19 protein-coding genes are annotated in these 19,818 nt (G+C 68.8%); 9 read left to right on the top strand and 10 right to left on the bottom strand.

Annotated features, from left to right (window positions below):
* Positions 1-3 precede the first annotated feature (3 nt).
* Positions 4-1,257 carry a cation:proton antiporter gene (locus FHT32_RS25100; RefSeq protein WP_176667313.1) on the bottom strand — a complete coding sequence of 418 codons (1,254 nt, stop codon included), beginning with the start codon at positions 1,255-1,257 and terminating at the stop codon, positions 4-6.
* A 109-nt stretch (positions 1,258-1,366) separates the two neighbouring features.
* Positions 1,367-3,721: a cation-translocating P-type ATPase gene (locus FHT32_RS25095; protein ID WP_176667312.1), complete on the bottom strand. Its 2,355-nt coding sequence runs from the start codon at positions 3,719-3,721 to the stop codon at positions 1,367-1,369.
* Between the two features lie 70 nt (positions 3,722-3,791).
* Between FHT32_RS25095 and cadR the strand changes: the two genes are divergently transcribed.
* Positions 3,792-4,262 (top strand): Cd(II)/Pb(II)-responsive transcriptional regulator, encoded by a 471-nt coding sequence (gene cadR, locus FHT32_RS25090; RefSeq protein ID WP_176667311.1) that lies wholly within the window; start codon positions 3,792-3,794, stop codon positions 4,260-4,262.
* Positions 4,263-4,275: 13 nt separating this feature from the next.
* Here the strand turns inward: cadR and cysE are convergent, their stop codons facing one another.
* Positions 4,276-5,082, bottom strand: coding sequence for a serine O-acetyltransferase (cysE, locus tag FHT32_RS25085; protein ID WP_371132256.1), 807 nt, complete (start codon positions 5,080-5,082; stop codon positions 4,276-4,278).
* Positions 5,083-5,139: 57 nt separating this feature from the next.
* Positions 5,140-5,907 (bottom strand): RNA methyltransferase, encoded by a 768-nt coding sequence (locus FHT32_RS25080; protein WP_176667309.1) that lies wholly within the window; start codon positions 5,905-5,907, stop codon positions 5,140-5,142.
* Between the two features lie 110 nt (positions 5,908-6,017).
* Between FHT32_RS25080 and FHT32_RS25075 the strand changes: the two genes are divergently transcribed.
* From FHT32_RS25075 to FHT32_RS25060, 4 genes are read left to right on the top strand one after another with little or no spacing between them, the layout of a single operon-like run.
* Entirely contained in the window at positions 6,018-7,076 is a 1,059-nt protein-coding gene (locus FHT32_RS25075; protein ID WP_176667308.1) for an inositol monophosphatase family protein, read from the top strand.
* Between the two features lie 2 nt (positions 7,077-7,078).
* On the top strand, positions 7,079-9,325 hold the full coding sequence (locus FHT32_RS25070) for an FUSC family membrane protein (RefSeq protein WP_176667307.1): 2,247 nt from the start codon (positions 7,079-7,081) through the stop codon (positions 9,323-9,325).
* Complete coding sequence (locus tag FHT32_RS25065; protein ID WP_176667306.1) at positions 9,325-10,419, top strand: mechanosensitive ion channel family protein; 1,095 nt, start codon at positions 9,325-9,327, stop codon at positions 10,417-10,419. The genes FHT32_RS25070 and FHT32_RS25065 overlap by 1 nt, the downstream gene beginning before the upstream one ends.
* 7 nt (positions 10,420-10,426) lie before the next feature.
* Positions 10,427-10,831 (top strand): YbaN family protein, encoded by a 405-nt coding sequence (locus FHT32_RS25060; RefSeq protein ID WP_176667305.1) that lies wholly within the window; start codon positions 10,427-10,429, stop codon positions 10,829-10,831.
* Here FHT32_RS25060 and FHT32_RS25055 read toward each other — a convergent pair.
* Positions 10,828-11,292 (bottom strand): Lrp/AsnC family transcriptional regulator, encoded by a 465-nt coding sequence (locus FHT32_RS25055; RefSeq protein WP_176667304.1) that lies wholly within the window; start codon positions 11,290-11,292, stop codon positions 10,828-10,830. The genes FHT32_RS25060 and FHT32_RS25055 overlap by 4 nt on opposite strands.
* Before the next feature lie 107 nt (positions 11,293-11,399).
* Between FHT32_RS25055 and FHT32_RS25050 the strand changes: the two genes are divergently transcribed.
* Entirely contained in the window at positions 11,400-12,020 is a 621-nt protein-coding gene (locus FHT32_RS25050) for a LysE/ArgO family amino acid transporter (protein ID WP_176667303.1), read from the top strand.
* On the opposite strand, the gene FHT32_RS25045 is transcribed toward FHT32_RS25050, so the two are convergent.
* Entirely contained in the window at positions 11,993-13,225 is a 1,233-nt protein-coding gene (locus tag FHT32_RS25045; protein ID WP_176667302.1) for a DUF418 domain-containing protein, read from the bottom strand. The two genes, FHT32_RS25050 and FHT32_RS25045, sit on opposite strands and share 28 nt — an antisense overlap.
* Entirely contained in the window at positions 13,222-14,163 is a 942-nt protein-coding gene (pcaQ, locus tag FHT32_RS25040) for a pca operon transcription factor PcaQ (RefSeq protein ID WP_176667602.1), read from the bottom strand. The genes FHT32_RS25045 and pcaQ overlap by 4 nt, the downstream gene beginning before the upstream one ends.
* Positions 14,164-14,294: 131 nt before the next feature.
* Here pcaQ and FHT32_RS25035 point away from each other — a divergent pair, with 131 nt between their 5' ends.
* The 3 genes from FHT32_RS25035 (at position 14,295) to FHT32_RS25025 (ending at position 17,958) form a co-directional block, all read left to right on the top strand.
* The gene (locus tag FHT32_RS25035; RefSeq protein WP_176667301.1) at positions 14,295-15,311 is read left to right on the top strand and encodes a tripartite tricarboxylate transporter substrate binding protein; all 1,017 of its coding nucleotides are present in this window, start codon (positions 14,295-14,297) and stop codon (positions 15,309-15,311) included.
* Between the two features lie 186 nt (positions 15,312-15,497).
* The gene (locus tag FHT32_RS25030) at positions 15,498-16,493 is read left to right on the top strand and encodes a Bug family tripartite tricarboxylate transporter substrate binding protein (protein ID WP_176667300.1); all 996 of its coding nucleotides are present in this window, start codon (positions 15,498-15,500) and stop codon (positions 16,491-16,493) included.
* Between the two features lie 133 nt (positions 16,494-16,626).
* Entirely contained in the window at positions 16,627-17,958 is a 1,332-nt protein-coding gene (locus FHT32_RS25025; RefSeq protein WP_176667299.1) for a sulfatase, read from the top strand.
* Positions 17,959-17,988: 30 nt separating this feature from the next.
* Here the strand turns inward: FHT32_RS25025 and FHT32_RS25020 are convergent, their stop codons facing one another.
* From FHT32_RS25020 to FHT32_RS25010, 3 genes are all read right to left on the bottom strand, one after another.
* A complete protein-coding gene (locus FHT32_RS25020; RefSeq protein WP_176667298.1) occupies positions 17,989-18,531 on the bottom strand; it encodes a hypothetical protein in 543 nt (180 codons plus the stop codon).
* A 117-nt stretch (positions 18,532-18,648) separates the two neighbouring features.
* Positions 18,649-18,993, bottom strand: a complete 345-nt coding sequence (locus tag FHT32_RS25015; protein WP_176667297.1) for a hypothetical protein — start codon at positions 18,991-18,993, stop codon at positions 18,649-18,651.
* Positions 18,994-19,140: 147 nt separating this feature from the next.
* Entirely contained in the window at positions 19,141-19,716 is a 576-nt protein-coding gene (locus FHT32_RS25010) for a 2'-5' RNA ligase family protein (protein WP_176667296.1), read from the bottom strand.
* Positions 19,717-19,818 lie beyond the last annotated feature (102 nt).

Raw genomic sequence — 19,818 nt, 5'->3', positions numbered from 1 at the left:
AATTCAGGGCTTCGCGTGCGCGGCGTCTGCCGCTACCGCTTGCTTGCGGCCGATGAACAGGTTGATCAGCGGCCCCGTCATTGCGGTGGTGGCCAGCGCCATCACCAGCAGCATGGTGAAGAGCTCAGGGCCGATGAGGCCCGCGTCGAGGCCGATCTTCATGACGATGAGTTCCATCAGTCCGCGCGCATTCATCAGCGAACCGGTGGCTAGGCTGTCGCGCCATCCGTAGCCCGCCATGCGCGCACCGGCCGCGCCGCCGGCGATCTTGCCCACGGTGGCCACGCCCACGATCAGCAGCATCGCGCCCAGGCTCGCCCCCGAGAAGGCGTTGGCCGTGGTGCCCAGGCCGGCGAGCGCGAAGAAGAGCGGCATCAGCACCACGATGGAGATCGGCTCGATGCGCTCGGTGAGCGACTTCAGCAGGCGGTCGTCGCGCGGCAGGCAGGCGCCGAACAGGAATGCGCCAAACACCGCGTGAAGATGCAGCCACTCGGTGACCAGCGAGGTCGCCAGCAGGCCGATCATCAGCGCCGCCATCACGGTTGTCGAAGGCTCGCCCTCGGGCGCCTTCACGCGCAGCAGCCACGCGAAGGCCGGCTTGAGCCCGAGGAACAGCGCCGCCAGCACCACCGCCATGCCCAGCGTGGTCTTCAGCAGTCCCTGGTAGCCCTCGCCCGCGCCGACCAGCGCGATCACCACCGCGAGCAGGATCCAGGCGAACACGTCGACCACGGCCGCCGCACTCAGCGAGAGCTGCCCGAAAGGCGTGCGCGTCATGCCGCGGTCCTTCAGGATGCGCGCCATCACCGGAAAGGCGGTGATCGACAGCGCCGCCGCGATGAACAGCGCGAAGGGCCAGAAGGCCACGCCGGCCGGCGCGAGCGTGGGATGCAGCGCCGGCGCGATCGCGATGCCCAGCGCCATCGGCACGACCACGCTCAGCACGCCCACGTAGCCCGCCGAGCGCAGCTGCTCGCGCACGCCCTTGGAAGCCCGCAGCTCCAGGCCGACGACGAACATGAAGAGCACCAGCCCCAGCGTGGAAAGGGAAGACAGCCCCTGCAGCGATTCCTTGGAGAACAGCTGCGCGTGCAGCGAGGGAAAGAGCGCCCCCATCACCACCGGCCCGAGCATCAGGCCCGCCGCCATCTCGCCGACCACGCCGGGCTGGCCGACGTGGCGAAGGATCCAGCCGCACAGGCGCGCGGTGACCAGGATGACGATGAGCTGCAGCAGGAGCGAGGTGACGGACATCGAAGGACTCTGGCTGGGGAACGGAAACCCGGCCTATGTTAGTCCCAAGCCATGTCGCGGAGCCAGCCGGGCCTGCCCTCCCGGCTGCCCTCCCAGCCTGCCCGTTCCCTCACTTCGGCGCGCGCATCAACCGCAGTCCGTTGGCCACCACCAGCAGGCTCGCACCCATGTCCGCGAACACCGCCATCCACATCGTCGCGCTGCCGAACACGGCGAGCACGAAGAACACGGCCTTGATGCCCAGCGCGAGCGTGATGTTCTGCCACAGCACCGAGTGGGCGCGGCGCGAGAGGCGGATGGTTTCGGGAATGCGGCGCAGGTCGTCGTTCATGATGACCACGTCGGCCGCTTCCATCGCGGTGTCGGTGCCGGCGCCGCCCATCGCGAAGCCGATGTCGGCCCGGGCGAGCGCGGGGGCGTCGTTGATGCCGTCGCCGGTCATCGCGGCCGCGCCGTAGCGTTGCTGCATGGCCTTGACGGCGTCGAGCTTCTCCTCGGGCAGCAGGTTGCCGCGCACGTCCTCGATGCCGGCGTGGGCGCCGATGGTCCTGGCGGTGGCGGTGTTGTCGCCGGTGAGCATCACCGGCACCACGCCGAGCGAGCGCAGTTCGGCCACCGCCGCCTGCGACGATTCCTTGATGGTGTCGGCCACGGCGAACAGCGCGAGCACGGCCTTGTCGGACGCCAGCAGCGTGACGGTGCGGCCGGCCTCCTCGTGGCGCTGGAGCTCGGCTTCGAGCGACGGCATGCAGAGGCCCCGCTCCTCGATCAAGCGGTGATTGCCCAGCACGTAGACCTGCCCCTCATGCGCGGCCTGCACGCCGCGGCCGGGCAGCGCGGTGAAGTCGGCGACTTCGCCCTGCTCGCCCTTGAGCCCTTCGGCAATCGCCTTGGACACCGGGTGGTCGGAGCGGCCCGCGATGCTGGCGGCAATGGCGAACACCGCCGCCTGGTTGCCGGCCGAAGAATCGCCGACCAGCGACGACTCCACCAGCTTCGGCTTGCCTTCGGTGATGGTGCCGGTCTTGTCGAGCGCCACCGCCTTGAGCTTGCGCGCCTCTTCGAGGTACGTGCCGCCCTTGATGAGAATGCCGCGCCGTGCCGCCGAGGCCAGCGCGCTCACCACCGTGACCGGCGTGGAAATGACGAGCGCGCACGGGCAGGCGATGACCAGCAGCACCAGCGCCTTGTAGATGGCCTGCGTCCAGGTCCAGTCCATCAGGAACGGCGTGAGCACCGCGACGGCCAGCGCCAGCACGAAGACGGCGGGCGTGTAGATGGCGGCGAACCTGTCGACGAAGCGTTGCGTGGGCGCGCGCGAGCCCTGGGCTTCCTCGACCGCGTGGATGATGCGCGCGAGCGTGGTGTTGGCGGCCACGGCCGTCACGCGGAATTCGAGCGCGGCGGTCTGGTTGATGGTGCCGGCGAACACCTGATCGCCGATGGTCTTGTCGACCGGAATGCTCTCGCCGGTGACGGGCGCCTGGTCGATGGCGCTGGTGCCTTCGGTGACGATGCCGTCCAGCGGCACGCGACCGCCGGGGCGGATGCGCGCGATGGCCTCCAGCGGCACCTCGCTCGCCATCACCGTCTTCCAGCTGCCGTCGGCCTGCTTGATTTCGGCCTGCTCGGGCGCGAGGGCCAGCAGGCTCTGGATGGCGTTGCGCGCGCGGTCCACTGCGCGGGCTTCGATGAGTTCGGCAATGGCGTAGAGCGCCATCACCATCGCGGCCTCGGGCCACTGGCCGATGATGAATGCGCCGGTGACGGCCACCGCCATCAGCGCGTTGATGTTCAGGCGGCCGCGCACCAGCGCCGCGAAGCCCTTCTTGTAGGTATCGAGGCCCGCGAGGCCGATGGCGCCCAGCGCCAGCGCCATCTCGAACACCATGAAGCCCCGGCCCTCCAGCCCCATGAAAGAGACCGACTCGGCCGCGACGGCCAGCACCAGCGCCGCGACCAGCCGCGCCAGGCCGGCGCTCATGCCGGCGATCTTCGCGGGTGCTGCAGGAGCGGCCTGCGCGCCCGGCGCATTCAGCGGCTCGGGCTTGAAGCCGGCATTGCGGATGGCGGCCAGCGCATCGGGCAGCACGCCGTCGTCGGTGGTGATGGCCATGGTGCGCTCACCGAGGCGGAAGCGCAGCGCCTTGACGCCGGCAATGGGCTCCAGCGCGCGGCGGATCTCGGACTCTTCCACCGCGCAGTCCATGGTGGGAATGCGAAAGAGCAAGGCGCCCTTGGGCACGTCACCTACGTCGGGCGCCAGAGGAATCGGGCCGTGGCTGGCGGTGCTGCTGCAGCCGCAGCAGGCGTCGGCCGTCTTGGCCTTCGCGTGCTCGTGCGCGTGGTCATGTTCATGGCCGTGATCGTGGCCGTGCCCCTCCTCGTGTGCATGCGGATGAGAGTGCGCGTGCGAGCGCGGCACGGGCGGCACGGGCGGGTTCAGGGCGTTCTGGTTCGTCATGGAATCGATTGGAAACCCTGAAGCAGGTGTAGAGTCAACCACCCATCTCCACCCTTTCATTTGCCGCATCATGAAAATCGGTGAACTGGCCAAGGCCGCGAATACGCCGGTCGAAACCATCCGGTACTACGAGCGCGAGCGCCTGCTGCCCGAGCCCGCGCGCACCGACGGCAACTACCGCATCTACGACGAGGACCACGCCCAGCGCCTGGGCTTCATCCGCCGCTGCCGCTCGCTGGACATGACGCTCGACGAGATCCGCAGCCTGCTGAAATTCCGCGACGCGCCGCAGGAAGACTGCGGCGAGGTCAACCAGCTGCTGGACGACCACATCGGCCACGTGGCCGCGCGCATCGCCGAGCTGAAGACGCTGGAGAAGCAGCTGAAGGCGCTGCGCCAGCAGTGCTGCGGCCCCGAATCGGCGAACGCCTGCGGCATCCTGCAGGAGCTGGATACAGCCGCGCTCGCGCCCGAGACCTTCGGGCAGCACGCGGGCCACGTGCATGGCGCGCTGCACGCGCCGGCCAAGCGCGGCGGCTGACCGGTCGACCTGCCTACTTGCCGATCAGCTGCGTGAGCTTGTCCGCCTCGAAGCTCTCGTCGCGCGCGGCGTCGCCCGGCACGCAGTCCCTGCTGCCCGGCTGGGCCGACAGCTTCTCGATGGCCTGCCACAGCAGCGCGATCTGGTGTTCCTGGCCCGAAGCGTTGTCGATCAGGCCGCGCAGCGCCTGGCTCAGCGGGTCGTCGTTCTGCGTCACGCCGTAGGCGGAGAAGCCCATGCGCGAGGCGGTTTCCTCGCGCCGCGCGGCGGCTTCAGCCTCGATGATGCGCGCCGGGTTGCCCACCGCCGTGGCGCCCGCGGGCACCGGCTTGGTGACCACCGCGTTCGAGCCCACCTTGGCGCCGTCGCCCACCACGAAGCCGCCGAGCACCTTGGCGCCTGCGCCCACCACCACGTTGCGCCCCAGCGTCGGATGCCGCTTGGTGCCCTTGTAGAGGGAGGTGCCGCCCAGGGTCACGCCCTGGTAGATGGTGCAGCCGTCGCCGATCTCGGCCGTCTCGCCCACGACGACACCCATGGCGTGGTCGAAGAACACGCGCTCGCCGATCTTGGCGGCGGGGTGGATCTCGATGCCGGTCAACCAGCGCGACCAGTGCGCGATGAAGCGCGCGGGCCACTTGAAGCCATGGGTCCAACAGGCATGCGCCCAGCGATGCAGCACCACGGCGTGGAAGCCGGGATAGACCGTGATCACTTCCCAGGCGCTTCGGGCGGCCGGGTCGCGTTCGAGGATGCACCGGATGTCGGCGCGCAGTCTGGAGAACATCGCTGCCTTATGCCTTCTGTCTGTTGTCGTTATATCGATAGGGGCCGCGCAGTCTAAGGCCGCGTGTCTTCGCGTACGAACGATAAGGTTTTAGTCGTTCCCGGGGGCCTTTCCGCCCTTGTCGCCCTTGTCTCCCCTGGGCGGCCGGGTCGCGTCGCTCATCGCCTTGGCGATGCCGCGCAGGATGTGGATCTCCTCCGGCGTGGGCTGCGCCCGGTTGAAGAGCTGCTGCAGCCTGGGCATGAGCTTCTTGGGCGCCTCGGGGTCGAGGAAGCCGATCTCCACCAGCGAGCGCTCCCAGTGGTCGAGCATGCCGGCCACGGCCTGCGCGTCGGCAGCCTGCACGGGCTGGATGGCCTCGCGCACCTCGTAGCCGCCCAGCGCCAGCCGCCATTCGTAGGCGACCACCTGGATGGCCGCGCCCAGGTTGAGCGAGCCGAACTTGGGGTCGGTGGGAATGCTCAGCGCCACGTTGCAGCGGTAGACGTCCTCGTTGCGCATGCCGAAACGCTCGGAGCCGAACAGGAAGGCCACGTGCTGGTCGCCCTGTTTTGCCAGGGGCTCCAGGTGCTCGCGCGGGGTGCGCGTGGGCGGGCCGAAGTCGCGCGGGATCATGGCGGTGGCGCACAGGTGGGTCACGCCGTCGAGGGCCTCGTCGAGCGTCTCGACGATGCGGGCGTTGGCCAGCACGTCGAGCGCGCCGCTCGCGCGCTGGATGGTTTCCTCGCGCCGCAGCACGTTGGCCCAGCGCGGGGCCACCAGCACCAGGTCGGAAAAACCCATGGTCTTCATGGCGCGGGCGGCGGCGCCCACGTTGCCGGCGTGGCTGGTCTGGATCAGGATGAAACGGGTGCGCATGGAGGGTTGGCGGACACTAACGGGCGGAGCCGGTAAAATCCCCCGATTCTCGCCGCCCGCATCGCCGGGCCGTCTCCGGGGGCCCTCCCCACCGTTCTTCCCACAATCCAATGTCGTCCCCCAACCTGCATCCCATGCTCAACGTGGCCGTCAAGGCCGCACGCGCCGCTGGCGCCATCATCAATCGCGCCGCCCTCGACGTGGAGGCCGTGCGCATCTCCCAGAAGCAGGTCAACGACTTCGTCACCGAAGTCGATCACGCCAGCGAGCAAGCGATCATCGAGACGCTGCTCGGCGCGTACCCGGGGCACGGCATCCTCGCGGAAGAATCGGGCAGCCAGTACGGCGCCAAGGACTCCGACTACGTCTGGATCATCGATCCGCTGGACGGCACCACCAACTTCATCCACGGCTTCCCGGTCTATTGCGTGTCGATCGCGCTGTCGGTGCGCGGCAAGATCGAGCAGGCCGTGGTGTACGACCCCACCCGCAACGACCTGTTCACCGCCACCAAGGGCCGCGGCGCCTACATGAACGAGCGCCGCATCCGCGTCTCGAAGCGCACCCGCCTCAACGAGTGCCTGATCTCCACCGGCTTCCCCTTCCGCACCGGCGACAACTTCAAGCAGTACCTGGCCATCATGGCGGACATGATGCCCCGCGCCGCCGGCCTGCGCCGCCCCGGCGCCGCCGCGCTCGACCTGGCCTACGTGGCCGCGGGCTTCACCGACGCCTTCTTCGAGACCGGCCTGAACCCCTGGGACGTGGCGGCGGGCTCGCTGCTGGTCACCGAGGCCGGCGGCCTGATCGGCAACTTCACGGGCGAGCCGGAGTTCATCGACCAGCGCGAATGCCTGGCCGGCGCCCCGCGCGTGTACGGACAGCTGGTGCCGCTGCTCGCCAAGTATTCCAAGTTCGCCAACGTGGACGACAAGCTGCGCGCCAGCGACCGCGTTCGCGCCGTGTCGGCCTCCACCAAGGCGAGCGCGGGCACGGACGACGCCTCCGCCGACCTCTACGCCCGCAGCACGGTCACGGGCTTTGCCGACGAGGCCGCCGAAGCCCCGGCCCCTGCCGCCGCGCCTCCCGCGCCCCGCAAGCTCACGCGCGTGCGCCGCGAAGCGCCCGCCAACGGCGCCCCTTCCCAAGGCAACTCCTCCGCCAAGTGACGATGCCGGGGCCCAGCAGCACCGCGCCCCGGGTCCGAGCCGCTCTGCGCGTCGCGCTGAGCCACTATGTCGCGAGCGGGCTCACCGTCGCGCTGGGCCTGCTCTTCATCTCCGGCGGCATCCACCTGTGGCTGGGCACCCTCGCGGCCTCGACCGCCGCCACCGGCGTGATCGTCACCGCGCCGCCCGACCTGCCCGGCCCGCGCCGCGGCAAGTTTTTGCAGATGCTGCCGGCGCCGCTCATCGGGCTGCCGCTGTTCTTCGCGGTGCAGATGCTGCACAGCGCCCCCATCCGCCTGGGGCTGCTGCTGGTGCCCGCCACCTTCATGGCCTTCCTGGCCATGGCCTGGGGCAAGCGGGGCATCCCGATCGCCATCGCGGTGATGTTCTCGATGGTGTTCTCCATGGCCACGCAGGCGCCCGCCGGCATGGCCGACGTCATCGAGCGCACCTGGCACTTCGGGCTGGGCGCGGGGCTGTACGTGATCTGGGCCACGCTGGCCAACCTGGCGCTCAACGGGCGCTTTCGCACGCAGTCGATCGCCGACGTGCTGTATTCGCTGGCCGCGCTCATGCGCACCGAGGCCAGCCAGTTCCTGCCGCAGGACGAGACCCGCGACGTGCGCGACGTTCCCGCCCCCATGCTGGGCCGGCTGCTGCGCGAGCAGGCCGCGCTGGCCGACCAGCTGCAGGCCACGCGCGACATCGTGCTCGAATCGCCGCGCACCCCGCGCCGCCAGCGGCTGGCGGCCATGCTCGTGATCGTGCTCGAGATGCGCGACCAACTGCTGGCCAGCGAGCTCGACCTCGACACCCTGCGCGCACACCCCGCGCACGCCGAGGCGCTCATCGAGATGCGCCGCGTGCTCGAGGAGCTGGCCGACGAGACCATCGCCCTGGCCGACGCGCTCATGTTCGGCCGCCAGCCCGACGCGGTGCCCGACCGCCGCCCGCGCCTGGCAGCCATCCACGTCTCGGCCGACGACAGCGCCGAGGGCGGCGGCCACATCGGCCCCACCGCGGCCATGCTCGCGCGCGGGCTGGCCAGCCGCATCGGCCACATCAACGACGAGGTGCTGCGCCTGTCGGCCATGGCGCGCGGCGACGTCGAGCCCAACCTGGCCGTGGTGCGCGCCAACTGGCAGCTCTTCGTGAGCCCCACCGACTGGTCGCTGCGCCCCTTCTTCACGCTCTGGAGCTGGGACCAGCCGCCGCTGCGCCACGCCATTCGCGCCGCGCTGGCCATCGCGGCCGGCTATGCCATCGCGGTGTCGATGCCGTGGGGCTCGCACGACTACTGGATCCTGCTGACCATCGTGGTGGTGCTGCGCGGCAGCCTCTCGCAGACGCTGGAGCGGCGCAACGCCCGCGTGGCCGGCACGCTGCTGGGCTGCGTGCTCGCGGTGGGGCTGCTGTCGGCGCATCCGTCGGCCCTGATGCTGCTGGTCATCGTCACGGTGTCGCAGGCCATCGCGCACAGCTTCGCGGTGCGGCGCTACCTCATTACCGCGGTGGCCGCCACCGTGCTGGGCCTGGTGCAGGCCCACATGCTGAACGTGGGCGTGGCGCCTATCTTCGCGCTCTTCGAGCGCATCGCCGACACGCTGATCGGCGCCGCGCTCGCCTGGGCCTTCTGCTATGTGCTGCCCTCGTGGGAGCGCACGCAGCTTCCGGCGCTGGTCGCGCGCGTGCTCACCGCGCAGGCCCGCCATGCGCGGCTGGCGCTGGGCCTGGGCCAGCTCAAGGCCATCGACAGCAGCCCCGAGCTCGAATGGCGCCTCGCGCGCCGCGAGGCCTACGACAGCCTCTCGGCGCTGGTGCAGGCCACGCAGCGCTCGCTGTCGGAGCCGCGCGCGGTGCAGCCGCCGCTGGAGCCACTCGAACACCTGCAGGCCCACAGCTACCAGCTGCTCGCGCAGCTCAGCGCGGTGAAGTCGATGCTGGTGCTGCGGCGCGACCGCCTCACGCCGGCCGAGGTGGAAGGCCCCATCGGCCGCACCGCGCAGCGCATCGAGGCGGCCATCGGAACCATTCCAACCACCGGTCCCTCCCACCCCGAGAGTGCCGGTTCGACCACGGTCGGCGGCCCGATCCCCCTGCCCGACCCGTTCGACAACGACATCAGCCCCTGGCTGCTTCGCCGGCTCGACCTGGCCACGGCACTCGCCACGCAGCTGCGCGACGACGCGGCGCGCATTCTTCAACCTCTGAACGAGACAACAGAACAAGCGAAGACGACTCCCGCCTGATGACCAAAGAGATACTCGCCCATCCCTGGTTCGGCACCTGGCTTGCCGCACTGATCGCAGTTCCCCTCTCTCTTCTTGCCCACCGCATCGTCGGCCTGGTGCTCAGGCGGATCACCCGCCCCGCGCCGGCCATCCATGCGATGGTGGTCAACTGCAGGGCGCCCGCCCGGCTCGTGTTCCCGCTGGTGGCGCTCACCATGGTGTGGCAGGGCGCGCCGGACGACCTGCGCTTCATCGGCAACGTTCGGCACTTCACCGGCCTGCTGCTCATCGCCGCCACCACCTGGCTCGCGGTGAAGGCCATCAGCGGCTTCGCCGACGGCGTGCTCGCGCAGCACCCTTCCGACATCGCCGACAACCTGCAGGCCCGCCGCGTGCTCACGCAGACGCGCGTGCTCGCGCGCACCGCGATGACCGTGGTGGTCGTGGCGGGCGGCGCGATGATGCTCATGACCTTTCCGGGCGCGCGCCAGGTGGGCGCGAGCCTGCTGGCCTCTGCCGGGGTGATCGGCATCGTGGCCGGTCTGGCGGCCAAGCCGGTGTTCAGCAACCTCATCGCGGGGCTGCAGATCGCGCTGGCGCAGCCCATCCGCATCGACGACGTGCTGGTGGTCGAGGGCGAGTGGGGCCGCGTCGAGGAGATCACCGGCACCTTCGTGGTCGTGAAGATCTGGGACGAGCGCCGGCTGATCCTGCCGCTGACCTACTTCATCGAGAAGCCCTTCCAGAACTGGACGCGGCATTCGGCCCAGCTGCTGGGCGCGGTGTTCATCTACGTCGACTACGGCATGCCGCTCGCGCCGCTGCGCGCCGAGGTCGAGCGCATCGTGAAGGCCGCCCCCGAATGGGACGGCCGCTTCTTCAACCTGCGCGTGACCGACGCCACCGAGCGCACGATGCAGATCCGCGTGCTCTGCACCGCCGCCACCTCGGGCCTGACCTTCGACCTGCGCTGCAGCGTGCGCGAAGGCCTCATCGACTTCATGCAGCGCGAGTACCCGCAGTTCCTGCCGAAGATGCGCATCTCGGCCGACGGGCTGCCCGAGCGCGAACAGCCGCCGCAGCCGCCGCAACAAGGGCAGGCCCCGGCCTGATCCTGTCTTGAAGCCCGAGCCGGCCCCAGCCCCTGAACGCAAGTCCGCGCTCACGCGAGCGCTGCTCTATGCCTTTGCGGTGCTGTGCCTGGTGCTGGGCCTCATCGGCGTGATCGTGCCCGGCATGCCGACCACGGTGTTCATCCTGATGGCCGCATGGGCCGCGGCGCGCAGCTCGCCCCGGCTGCATGCCTGGCTGCTGAACCACCGCCTCTTCGGCCCGCTGCTGCACAACTGGGCCAACGGCCGCACCGTGAGCCGGCGCGCCAAGTGGAGCGCGACCGTGACGATGGCGGTTTGCGCAGTGATCGTCTCTTTCACCGCGCACCGTGCGTGGCTGGCCGCGCTGGCCATCGGGTGCATGGCCTGCGTGCTGGCCTGGCTCTGGTCGCGGCCGCTGCCTCCGGGTTAGCGGCGCGGCGGCTTTTCCGGTTCGGGCGCGGCGATGGCGCGCGCCGGAATAGGCACCGACATCACGATCGACGTGCGCGTCTCGCCCAGGTGGTTGATGCTGCTCACGAAGGCCTCCAGGTGTTCGATGTCGCGCGCCGCCACCTTCAGCACGTACGAGTCCTGCCCCGTCACGTGGAAGCACTCGAGCACCTCGCGCCTGCCCTCGAGCAGCTTCAGCAGCCGCGCCTTCTCGGGCTGCGGCGTGGTGATGCCCACGAGCGCCATCACCGTGTAGCCCACGTTGCGCGGCGGCACCACGGCGCGATAGCCGGCGAGCACGCCGGCTTCTTCGAGCCGCTTCACGCGCTCCGAGGTCGAGGGCACCGACAGGCCCACCTGCCGCGCCAGCGCGGTGAGCGAGGTGCGCGCATCGGCCTGCAGCACTTCGAGGATCTGCCAGTTCTTGCTGTCGATTTCCATGGATTTCAGGCTTCAGCCGATCGATTCGTCTTGAATTTAAGGCGGAAAGCGCATTCCGCCTGAGCTTCGCCATTTTCATCAGGCGACGTGGTAAAGACAATTTACAAATGGACTCTACCCTCTTCCTCAAGGCCCTCGTCATCGGGCTCTCCATCGCGGCACCTGTCGGCCCCATCGGCCTCTTGTGCATCCAGCGCACCCTCGCGCACGGCCGCACCATCGGCTTTCTCAGCGGGCTCGGCGCCGCGCTGGCCGACGCCTTCTACGGCGCCATCGGTGCGCTGGGCGTGTCGGCCGTCATCGCCTCGATGGTGGCGGCGCGCGTGCCGCTGGCGCTGGGCGGCGCGGCCTTCCTCGCGTGGATGGGCGTGCAGCTGCTTCGCGCGCCGGTCGCCACGCAGGCCCGGCAGGCCGCCGACGCCACCACGCCGCTGAAGGCCACGCTCTCGGTCTTCGTGCTGACGCTGGCGAACCCGATGACGATCCTGTCCTTCGTCGCGGTGTTCGCCTCCATCTCCACCGGCCACACCACGGGCGGCACCCAGGCCGCGACCGTGGTGCTCGGCGTGTTCCTGGGCTCCGCGCTGTGGTGGCTGGGACTGTCGACGATGGTGTCGTCGGTGCGACACAAGCTCAGTGCCAAGACCATGCAGTCGATCAACCGCCTGTCGGGCGCGATCCTGCTGGCCTTTGCGGTCTATCAGCTGTCGACGCTGCTGCCGCGCTGAGCCTGCGCCACCGCCTTTCGCCGCATCGGCGGAAGCTCCAGGTTCGTGAACGCGCGCAGCAGCCACTCGACCGGCCCATAGACGAAGCGGCCCAGCCACCAGCGGCTCAGCACCAGCTGCGCCGCGAAGATCGCGAAGGCGATGCCGGTGGCGGCCAGCGGGCCCATGGTGCCGATCCAGCGCAGCCCGTAGGCCAGGAAGAGCCACGCGCACACCAGCGACTGCGTCAGGTAGTTGGTCAGCGCCATGCGGCCTGCCGGTGCGAGCATGGCTTCGAGCACCCGGCCGCGCGGCGACAGCATCAGCAGCACCAGGCCGGCCGCGTAGGCCGCCGTGAGGAACGGGGCGGTGAGCAGCGTGGCCGCGAGGCCATAGAGCTCGCGCACCGGGTTGTCCAGCCGGATCGAAGGAAAGGCGTACACCGCCGCGCCCGGCAGCCCGATGACCAGCCCCCAGCGCAGCAGTCGCTTGAACAGCGGCCGATACGCATCGACGTTGGCGAACAACTCGCGCCGCCCCGCGATGAAGCCCGCAAAGAACATCGCCAGCGCCGTCGGCGCCTGCACCAGCCCGGTGATCCACCAGATCTGCGAGAGCTCGCGCAGGTGCTGCACGATCACCGTGAACGGCGTCCCGCGATATGCCGCCAGCGCCGCGACGGCATCCATGTAGGCGGTGCGCGTGTCGTTGGGCGCGCCCGCCGTCACCAGCAGGTAGCCGATGCCCGCCCACAGCAGCGAAGTCGCCAGCACCAGGAACACCGCGGCGCGCGCCATGAAAACGTCGCCGCGCCGACGCAGCGCCAGCAGCACCGCCCCCAGCACCGCATAGGTGGTGAGGATGTCGCCGTGGTACAGCACCACCGCGTGCACAAGCCCCAGCACCCACAGCCCCACCAGCCGTCGCCCCATGCGCGGCGCGAAAGCCTTGCCGCCGCGCTCGGCCGACTGCATCTGCAGCGTGAAGCTGTAGCCGAAGAGGAAGGAGAACAGCAGGTAGAACTTGGTCTCGAACACCAGCGTGCGCACCAGCAGCGCCGCGCGTTCGAGCACCGACTGCGCCATCGGGTCGGGAATGCCCGCGCCGTAGTACGTGGAGGAGAAGCTCGCGATGTTGACGACGAGGATGCCCAGCAACGCGAAGCCGCGCAGGGCGTCGACCAGCGACTGGCGCTCGGCGGGCATCGTCTTTTCGCTGCCGCTCATGCGGGCACTCCCTCGGCCGTGCGGTGCCTCGCCGCCACGATCTCGCGGATGGCCTCGATCAGCAGCCGGGCGCCTTCGGCCGGCTCGTCGCCGCGCCGCATGGTGAGCCCCACCGGCCCCTCGGTGCTGGAGGTGTCGATGGCCAGCCGCTTGAGTTCGCCGCGCTCGACCAGCCCTTCGACCGCTCCCTGCGGCGCGAACCACACCGCATCGCAGCGCTGAAGCAACCCCAGCACGAAGCTGGTGTCCGTCGCTTCCACCAGCCGGCCGGGCAGCGCCATGCCCTGCGCAATCAGAAAGGCATCGGCCGTGTGCCGTATCAGCGTGCCCGACACCGGCAGCACCAGCGGATGGCCCGCCAGCGCGTCGAGCGGCGGCTTGCGCCGAGCCGCCAGCGGATGCCCGGGCCGCGCCACCAGCAGCAGCGGCTCGCTGTAGAGCTGCTCGAAGGCCAGGTCGGCCATGGCAGAGGCCTGCGCGAGGCGGCCGAGCACGAGGTCGATCTCGCCCTGGCGCAGCTGCGTCATCAGCTGCGCGTTGGTGCCGCTCACCACGCGCACGCGCAGCGCCGGCTGTGATTCATGCAGCGTGGCCACGGCCTCGGGCAGCAGGTTGGCCACCATGTTCGGCAGCGCGCCGACGGCCACCCGGAGCTGGTCGGCCTCGGGCTGGTCCATGGCCAGGCCCAGGCCCTCGCGCAGACCGCGCAGCGCCGAGACGGCATGGCGCACCAGCACCTCGGCAGCCGGCGTGAGCTCCACGCCGCGCCGGCGGCGCAGCAGCAGCTGGCGGCCGACGATCTCTTCCAGCTCCGCGACCGTCTTGGAGACGGCCGGCTGCGTGAGCGACAGCGCCTTGGCCGCGCGCACCAGGTTGCGCTCCTGCGCCACCATCACGAGGCACTGCAGGTGGCGCATCTTCAGGCGCCCAAAGTTCATGTCTGACACGGCGTTTCCTCAGGAAAGTGGCCGCTCCAATATAACCAGCAGGAATAGCTGGCAGAAGAGCTTTCAGTTGTGCCGCCCCTGCCGCGCACCTAGAGTTGCCCGGACAACGGAGACAAGACGACATGACCACCGGTTCGCCCAGCAACTCCTTCGGCGGCACGCGCCGCCGCCTCGCCGCTGCCCTGGCGGCCTGCGCCGCCCTCGCCTTCGGCGCCGGCGCGCCCACGCAGGCATTTGCCGCCGACGCGCCCTACCCCGCCAAGGCGGTGCGGCTGCTCGTCAACTTTCCGGCGGGCGGACCCATCGACATCCTCGCCCGCGCGCTGGCAGACGCGCTGCAGAAAGACCTGAAGCAGCCCTTCATCGTCGACAACCGCCCCGGCGCGGGCGGCAACATCGGCGCCGACCTGGTCGCCAAGAGCCCGGCCGACGGCTACACGGTGCTGCTGGGCATCGACAGCACCTTCACCATCAACCCGCACCTGTACGCCTCGATGCCCTTCGCGGCCAAGGACCTGAAGCCGCTGATGATCTTCAGCTCCTCGGGCCTCGCCTTCGGCGTGGCGCCCGGCGTGAAGGCGAAGACGCTGCCCGAGTTCATTACCCAGGCCAAGGCCGAGCCCGCCACCTTCAGCTCGGCCGGCAACGGCAGCCCGGGCCACATCGCCGCAGAGATCTTCGCCAGCGACACCGGCGCGAAGATCACCCACGTGCCCTACAAGGGCAACGCCCCCGCCGTGCTGGCGCTGATGGGCGACGAGGTGCAGGCCGGCATCCTCGCCACGCCGGGCCTGCTGCCGCAGGTGCAGTCGGGCAAGCTGCGCGCCCTGGCCGTGACCGGCAAGCAACGCTCTCCGCTGCTGCCCCAGGTGCCGACCGTGGGCGAACTGGGCCTGAAGGGCCTGGAATTCGAGGTGCTCTATGTCTCGATGCTGCCGGCCGGCACGCCCGAACCCGTGGCGCAGACGCTGCGCACCGCGCTGCAGAAGGCGATGGCGCTGCCCGAGATCAAGTCGCGACTGGCCTCGCTCGACATGGTGCCGCTGGGAGAAACCGGCACCGCCGCCAGCGAGCACCTGGCCGCCAACCAGGCGCGCTACGGCCGCATCGTGAAGGCGACCGGCATGAAGGTCGACTGAAAGAGACCGCAGCGGGCAGGCAGGTGCAGCCAGAACTGCAGCGGAGGAAGGGTAAGTCCGGTGAATGGTTGATTTGATCAATCGAGCGCGGTCTCTTCAGAATCGTCCGCAACTGCGGATCCCGCGGCCATACTCGATTGCCATCGATAGCCCTCGCCTGAACGACGAAACAAGGACCTGCTCACCATGCTGCCGACCCCATCCCTCTCCATCACCCGCCGCCTTGCCGGCCTGCTGGCCATTGCCGGCCTCGCGACGGCTTTCGCTGGCGGCGCCGCGGCCGCCGAGGTGAAGTTCGACACGCCCCTGCGCATCGTGGTGGGCTATGCCCCCGGCGGCGCCACCGACCGCGTGGCGCGCATCGTGGGCGACAAGCTCACCGCCCGCCTGGGCGTGCCCGTGGTGGTCGACAACAAGCCCGGCGCCGGCGGCCGCCTCGCTGCGCAACAGGTGAAGACCACCCCCGCCAGCCAGAACGTGCTGATGCTCGCCAACCCGGCCGTGATGATCGTGGCGCCCCTGGTCTTCAAGGACAACAACTACGACCCCGACCACGACTTCGTGCCCGTGTCGTACGTCAACGACTACAACTTCGCGCTCGCCGTGTCGCCCACCCTGCCCGTGCGCGAGCTGAACCACCTGCTGGCCTGGATGCGCGCCAACCCCAATCAGGCCAACGTGGGCGTGCCGGCCACCGGCAGCCTGCCGCACTTCTTCGGCCTCATGGTGGGCGAGAAGGCCAAGGTGCCGACCCAGGTGATCGGCTACCGCGGCTCGGCCCCGCTGCTGAACGACCTGATCGGCGGGCAGATTCCGATCGCGGTGGACACCGAAGACGTGGTCGTGCCCCAGCACACCGCGGGCAAGGCGCGCATCCTCGCCATCTCGGGCGCCAAGCGCTCGCCCTTCGTGCCCGACGTGCCCACCTTCAAGGAAGCCGGCCTCGACCTCGCCGCCACCGGCTGGAACACCTTCTTCGCGCCGGCCAGCATGCCCAAGGAAAAGGTCGAGCGCCTGGCAGTCGTGATCCGCGAAGTCATGCAGGACGCCGACACCCAGCGCAAGTTCAAGGACTCGGGCATGACGCCCGTGGTGAGCACCCAGGCGCAGACCGCCGCGATGCTCAAGGCCTACCGCGCGCAGTGGGCGCCCGTGGTGCAGAAGTCCGGTTATCAACCTTAAGCAAACCCCCAGTCTTCGCGCACTTCGTGTCGCTTCGCCAACCCCCTTGCAGGGGGCAACACCGGCGGCCCGGCAGAGCCGGTTCCGCGGTGTTCCCCGAACAGACCCCTAGCCTCGAAGGCGCGATCAACTTATGACCAGACCCAACATCATCTTCATCGTGGCCGACGACCTCGGCTATGCCGACCTCGGCTGCTACGGCGGCCGCGATGCGGCGTTCGGCCCCGTCTCGCCCGTGCTCGACGGCCTGGCCGCCAACGGCCTGAAGCTCACCCAGGGCTACTCGAACTCGCCCGTGTGCTCGCCCACGCGCTTCGGCATGATCACCGGCCGCTACCAGTACCGCCTGCGCGGCGCGGCCGAAGAGCCCATCAACAGCCGCAGCCGCGGCAGCACCACCCTGGGCCTGCCCACCGACCACCCCACCCTGCCCTCGCTGCTGAAGGCCAGCGGCTACCAGACCGCCCTCATCGGCAAGTGGCACCTGGGCTACCCGCCCAGCTTCGGCCCGCTGCGCTCGGGGTACGACGAATTCTTCGGCCCCATGTCGGGCGGCGTCGACTACTTCACCCACTGCGACTCCACCGGCCGCCACGACCTGTGGTTTGGCGAGGAAGACAAGCAGGAAGACGGCTACCTCACCGACATCCTTTCGAAGCGCGCCGTCGACTACGTCGAGCGCATGTCGGAGCTCCAGAAGAAAGAGGACGACGCCCCCTTCTTCCTGAGCCTGCACTACACCGCCCCACACTGGCCCTGGGAAACCCGCGACGACGCGGCCAAGGCCCCGAACATCAAGGACAACCTGTTCGACCTGGCCGGCGGCAACATCCACGTGTACCGCCGCATGATCCATCACATGGACGAAGGCATCGGCTGGATCATGAGCGCGCTGAAGAAGCACGGCATGGCCGACAACACCCTGGTCGTGTTCACCAGCGACAACGGCGGCGAACGCTTCTCCGACAACTGGCCGCTGGTGGGCGGCAAGATGGACCTGACCGAAGGCGGCATCCGCGTGCCATGGATCGCCCACTGGCCCGCCGTGATCGCCAAGGGCGGCGAGAGCACCCAGCTGTGCATGACCATGGACTGGTCCGCCACCATGCTCGACGCAGCCGGCGTGGCCGCGCACCCGGACTATCCGCTGGACGGCGTCTCGCTCATGCCCGTGCTGAAGGACGCATCGAAGAGCTTCCGCCGCCCGCTGCACTGGCGCATGAACCATCGCGGGCAAGAGGCGCTGCGCGACGGCGACTGGAAGTACCTGAAGGTCGACGGCAACGAGTACCTGTTCAACATTCCCGGCGACGAACGCGAGCGGGCGAACCTGGCGAAGAAGGAGCCGGAGCGACTGGCTGCGATGCGGGCGGATTGGCAGGCTTGGAATGCGACGATGCCGGCGATTCCGGAGGATGCGACTGTGAGCCTGGGGTATTCGGTCAAGGACATGCCGCAGCGATAGACGCTGTGACACGGCCCCGCTAAATAGCGGCTATCGGGAGAACCGAAATACTCCCGTGGCCTTGTCAAACGACAGCCGGTCTCGATAGCGGTGCGATGGAGGAACGGACAGTTCAATTTCCCACGTCTTCGGGTTCTCGTCCACGACCTTCAATTCGGCAATGCGATCGATGCCGATCAGCAAATCCCGTGCGGCGGCCACGGCCTGCTCCCGACTGAGCGGCCCCGCACCGGCCCTATAGCGGAGTCGGCGCTCCTGCAGCTGCCGCCACTCAATCACAGGCGCGGTCTTCGCGGACCTTGCAAGGGCCACTGCCTTCTCCACGATGCGAATGTGTTCTTCAACTCCCCGAAGAACCAGGAACATCAGGTAAAAGTCCAACGTGCCCAGAATCTCGGAAGACCGGGGACAGGACGGGTCGTCCGCGAGTTCGAGAAGCAGCGGCAAATACTCCTCTTCATGCAGAACCAAGTCGGCGTCTTGATCGGCAAGTTGGATGCGCTCGTCGTACGCCCATTTCCGGAGCGTCTGCTCACTCGGATTCCAGTCATTCAGAACAATCCAGTCTTCCATGGAGATCGCTTTCTTCTTTGTCCACGCGCACGTGCCGTCTGGCGCGACAACGGCATTTAACTCAAGCGCCAAGAGCAATAGAGTTGTGACGGCTTAGGCGCCCTCCGCCGTCCAAGCCTAGCGCCGACCACCAAGTTCCGTGATCAAGTCTTCGACGCCTCCATAGACCGGCTCCAGAGGATGATCTCGGCAGTACTTGTCTAGATACGCAAGCACCTTCGTGGGGGGAAGAGCCTTGTTTGGCGTCTGTATCCGCGCCACGTTGTTGAAAGCGCTGATGAAGCCCCATGACCACTGAACAATGCCGTCCTCATAGACGACGTCCTTGTTTCTCCGCCATGCGATGTGCTTGTCGCAACCTTCGGCACCAAGGCCGTGGAAATAGACCAGGTCCTCTTTAGCGGCAGCGGCCAATGAGGTCGTTGCACAAGCGATGAGAGCGGCGAGCACAGGGAGTCGCATTCTTCCTCCAGAAATTTTTCGTCTCGCAATTGTCTTTGACGCAGCTACCGCACATGCCGCTCCTCCTCAGGAGCACGAAGCGCGTAGTTGTCCACTCGAAACCCCTCAACCAGCGCTTATAGAGGTCAAGCCGAGTCGCCGGCCTTGCTAAATGCACTGAAGCGGATAGGACGCCAGCACCTCGTGCCACACAGGCCGCGTCTTCAGCCACGAACGCACGAACTGAAACTCGCGCACCGGCCAGCGAACAGGCGGCATGGCCGGCGCGGCGGCCCCTGACGCCTTGCGGGCGATGGTGATGTGCGGCGCCCAGTCATCGTGGCGACCCGACAGCCACGGCGCGAGCTGACGCACCACGGCTTGCTGCAACCGGTCGAGCGCGACGTTCGGCTGCGGGCGCACGACGGCGATGCCGTTGTGCGGCCAGACGCCGGACCAGTCCAGCAGCAGATCGAAGCCCTCTTCCATGCGCAGCTCGGCCAATGCCTGCCGGATGCCTTCGACGGCGGCATCGCCCTGCGGCGAGATGTGGCACAGCGTCATGTGCAACCGGTTCGGCTTGGGCAAGCTGGGCTTTGGCTGCATGCGCCAGACCCACTGCGCGCGGTGCTCGGCGATGGCGGCCTGCACAGCCTCGTCGGGCTTGAGCCAGGCGTAGAGCATGGGCATTTCCAGGCGCGCGCGGCGTGCGGCGTCGGCGGGGGTGAAGGGGGTGATGTCCATGGGGGATTGAACTGACCCCCGAAACCTGGACGAACCCAAGGAGTCGGAATGGTGAAGTACACGGACAAACAGAAGCTGGAGGCCGTAGATGCCTATCGAAAA

Origin of the sequence: Variovorax sp. SG517, assembly GCF_013376045.1 — a bacterium.
In the GTDB taxonomy this organism is placed as follows: Bacteria; Pseudomonadota; Gammaproteobacteria; order Burkholderiales; family Burkholderiaceae_C; genus Variovorax.
Note: the sequence above shows the minus strand (reverse complement) of the source record. Positions and strands in the feature narration are given on the sequence as shown.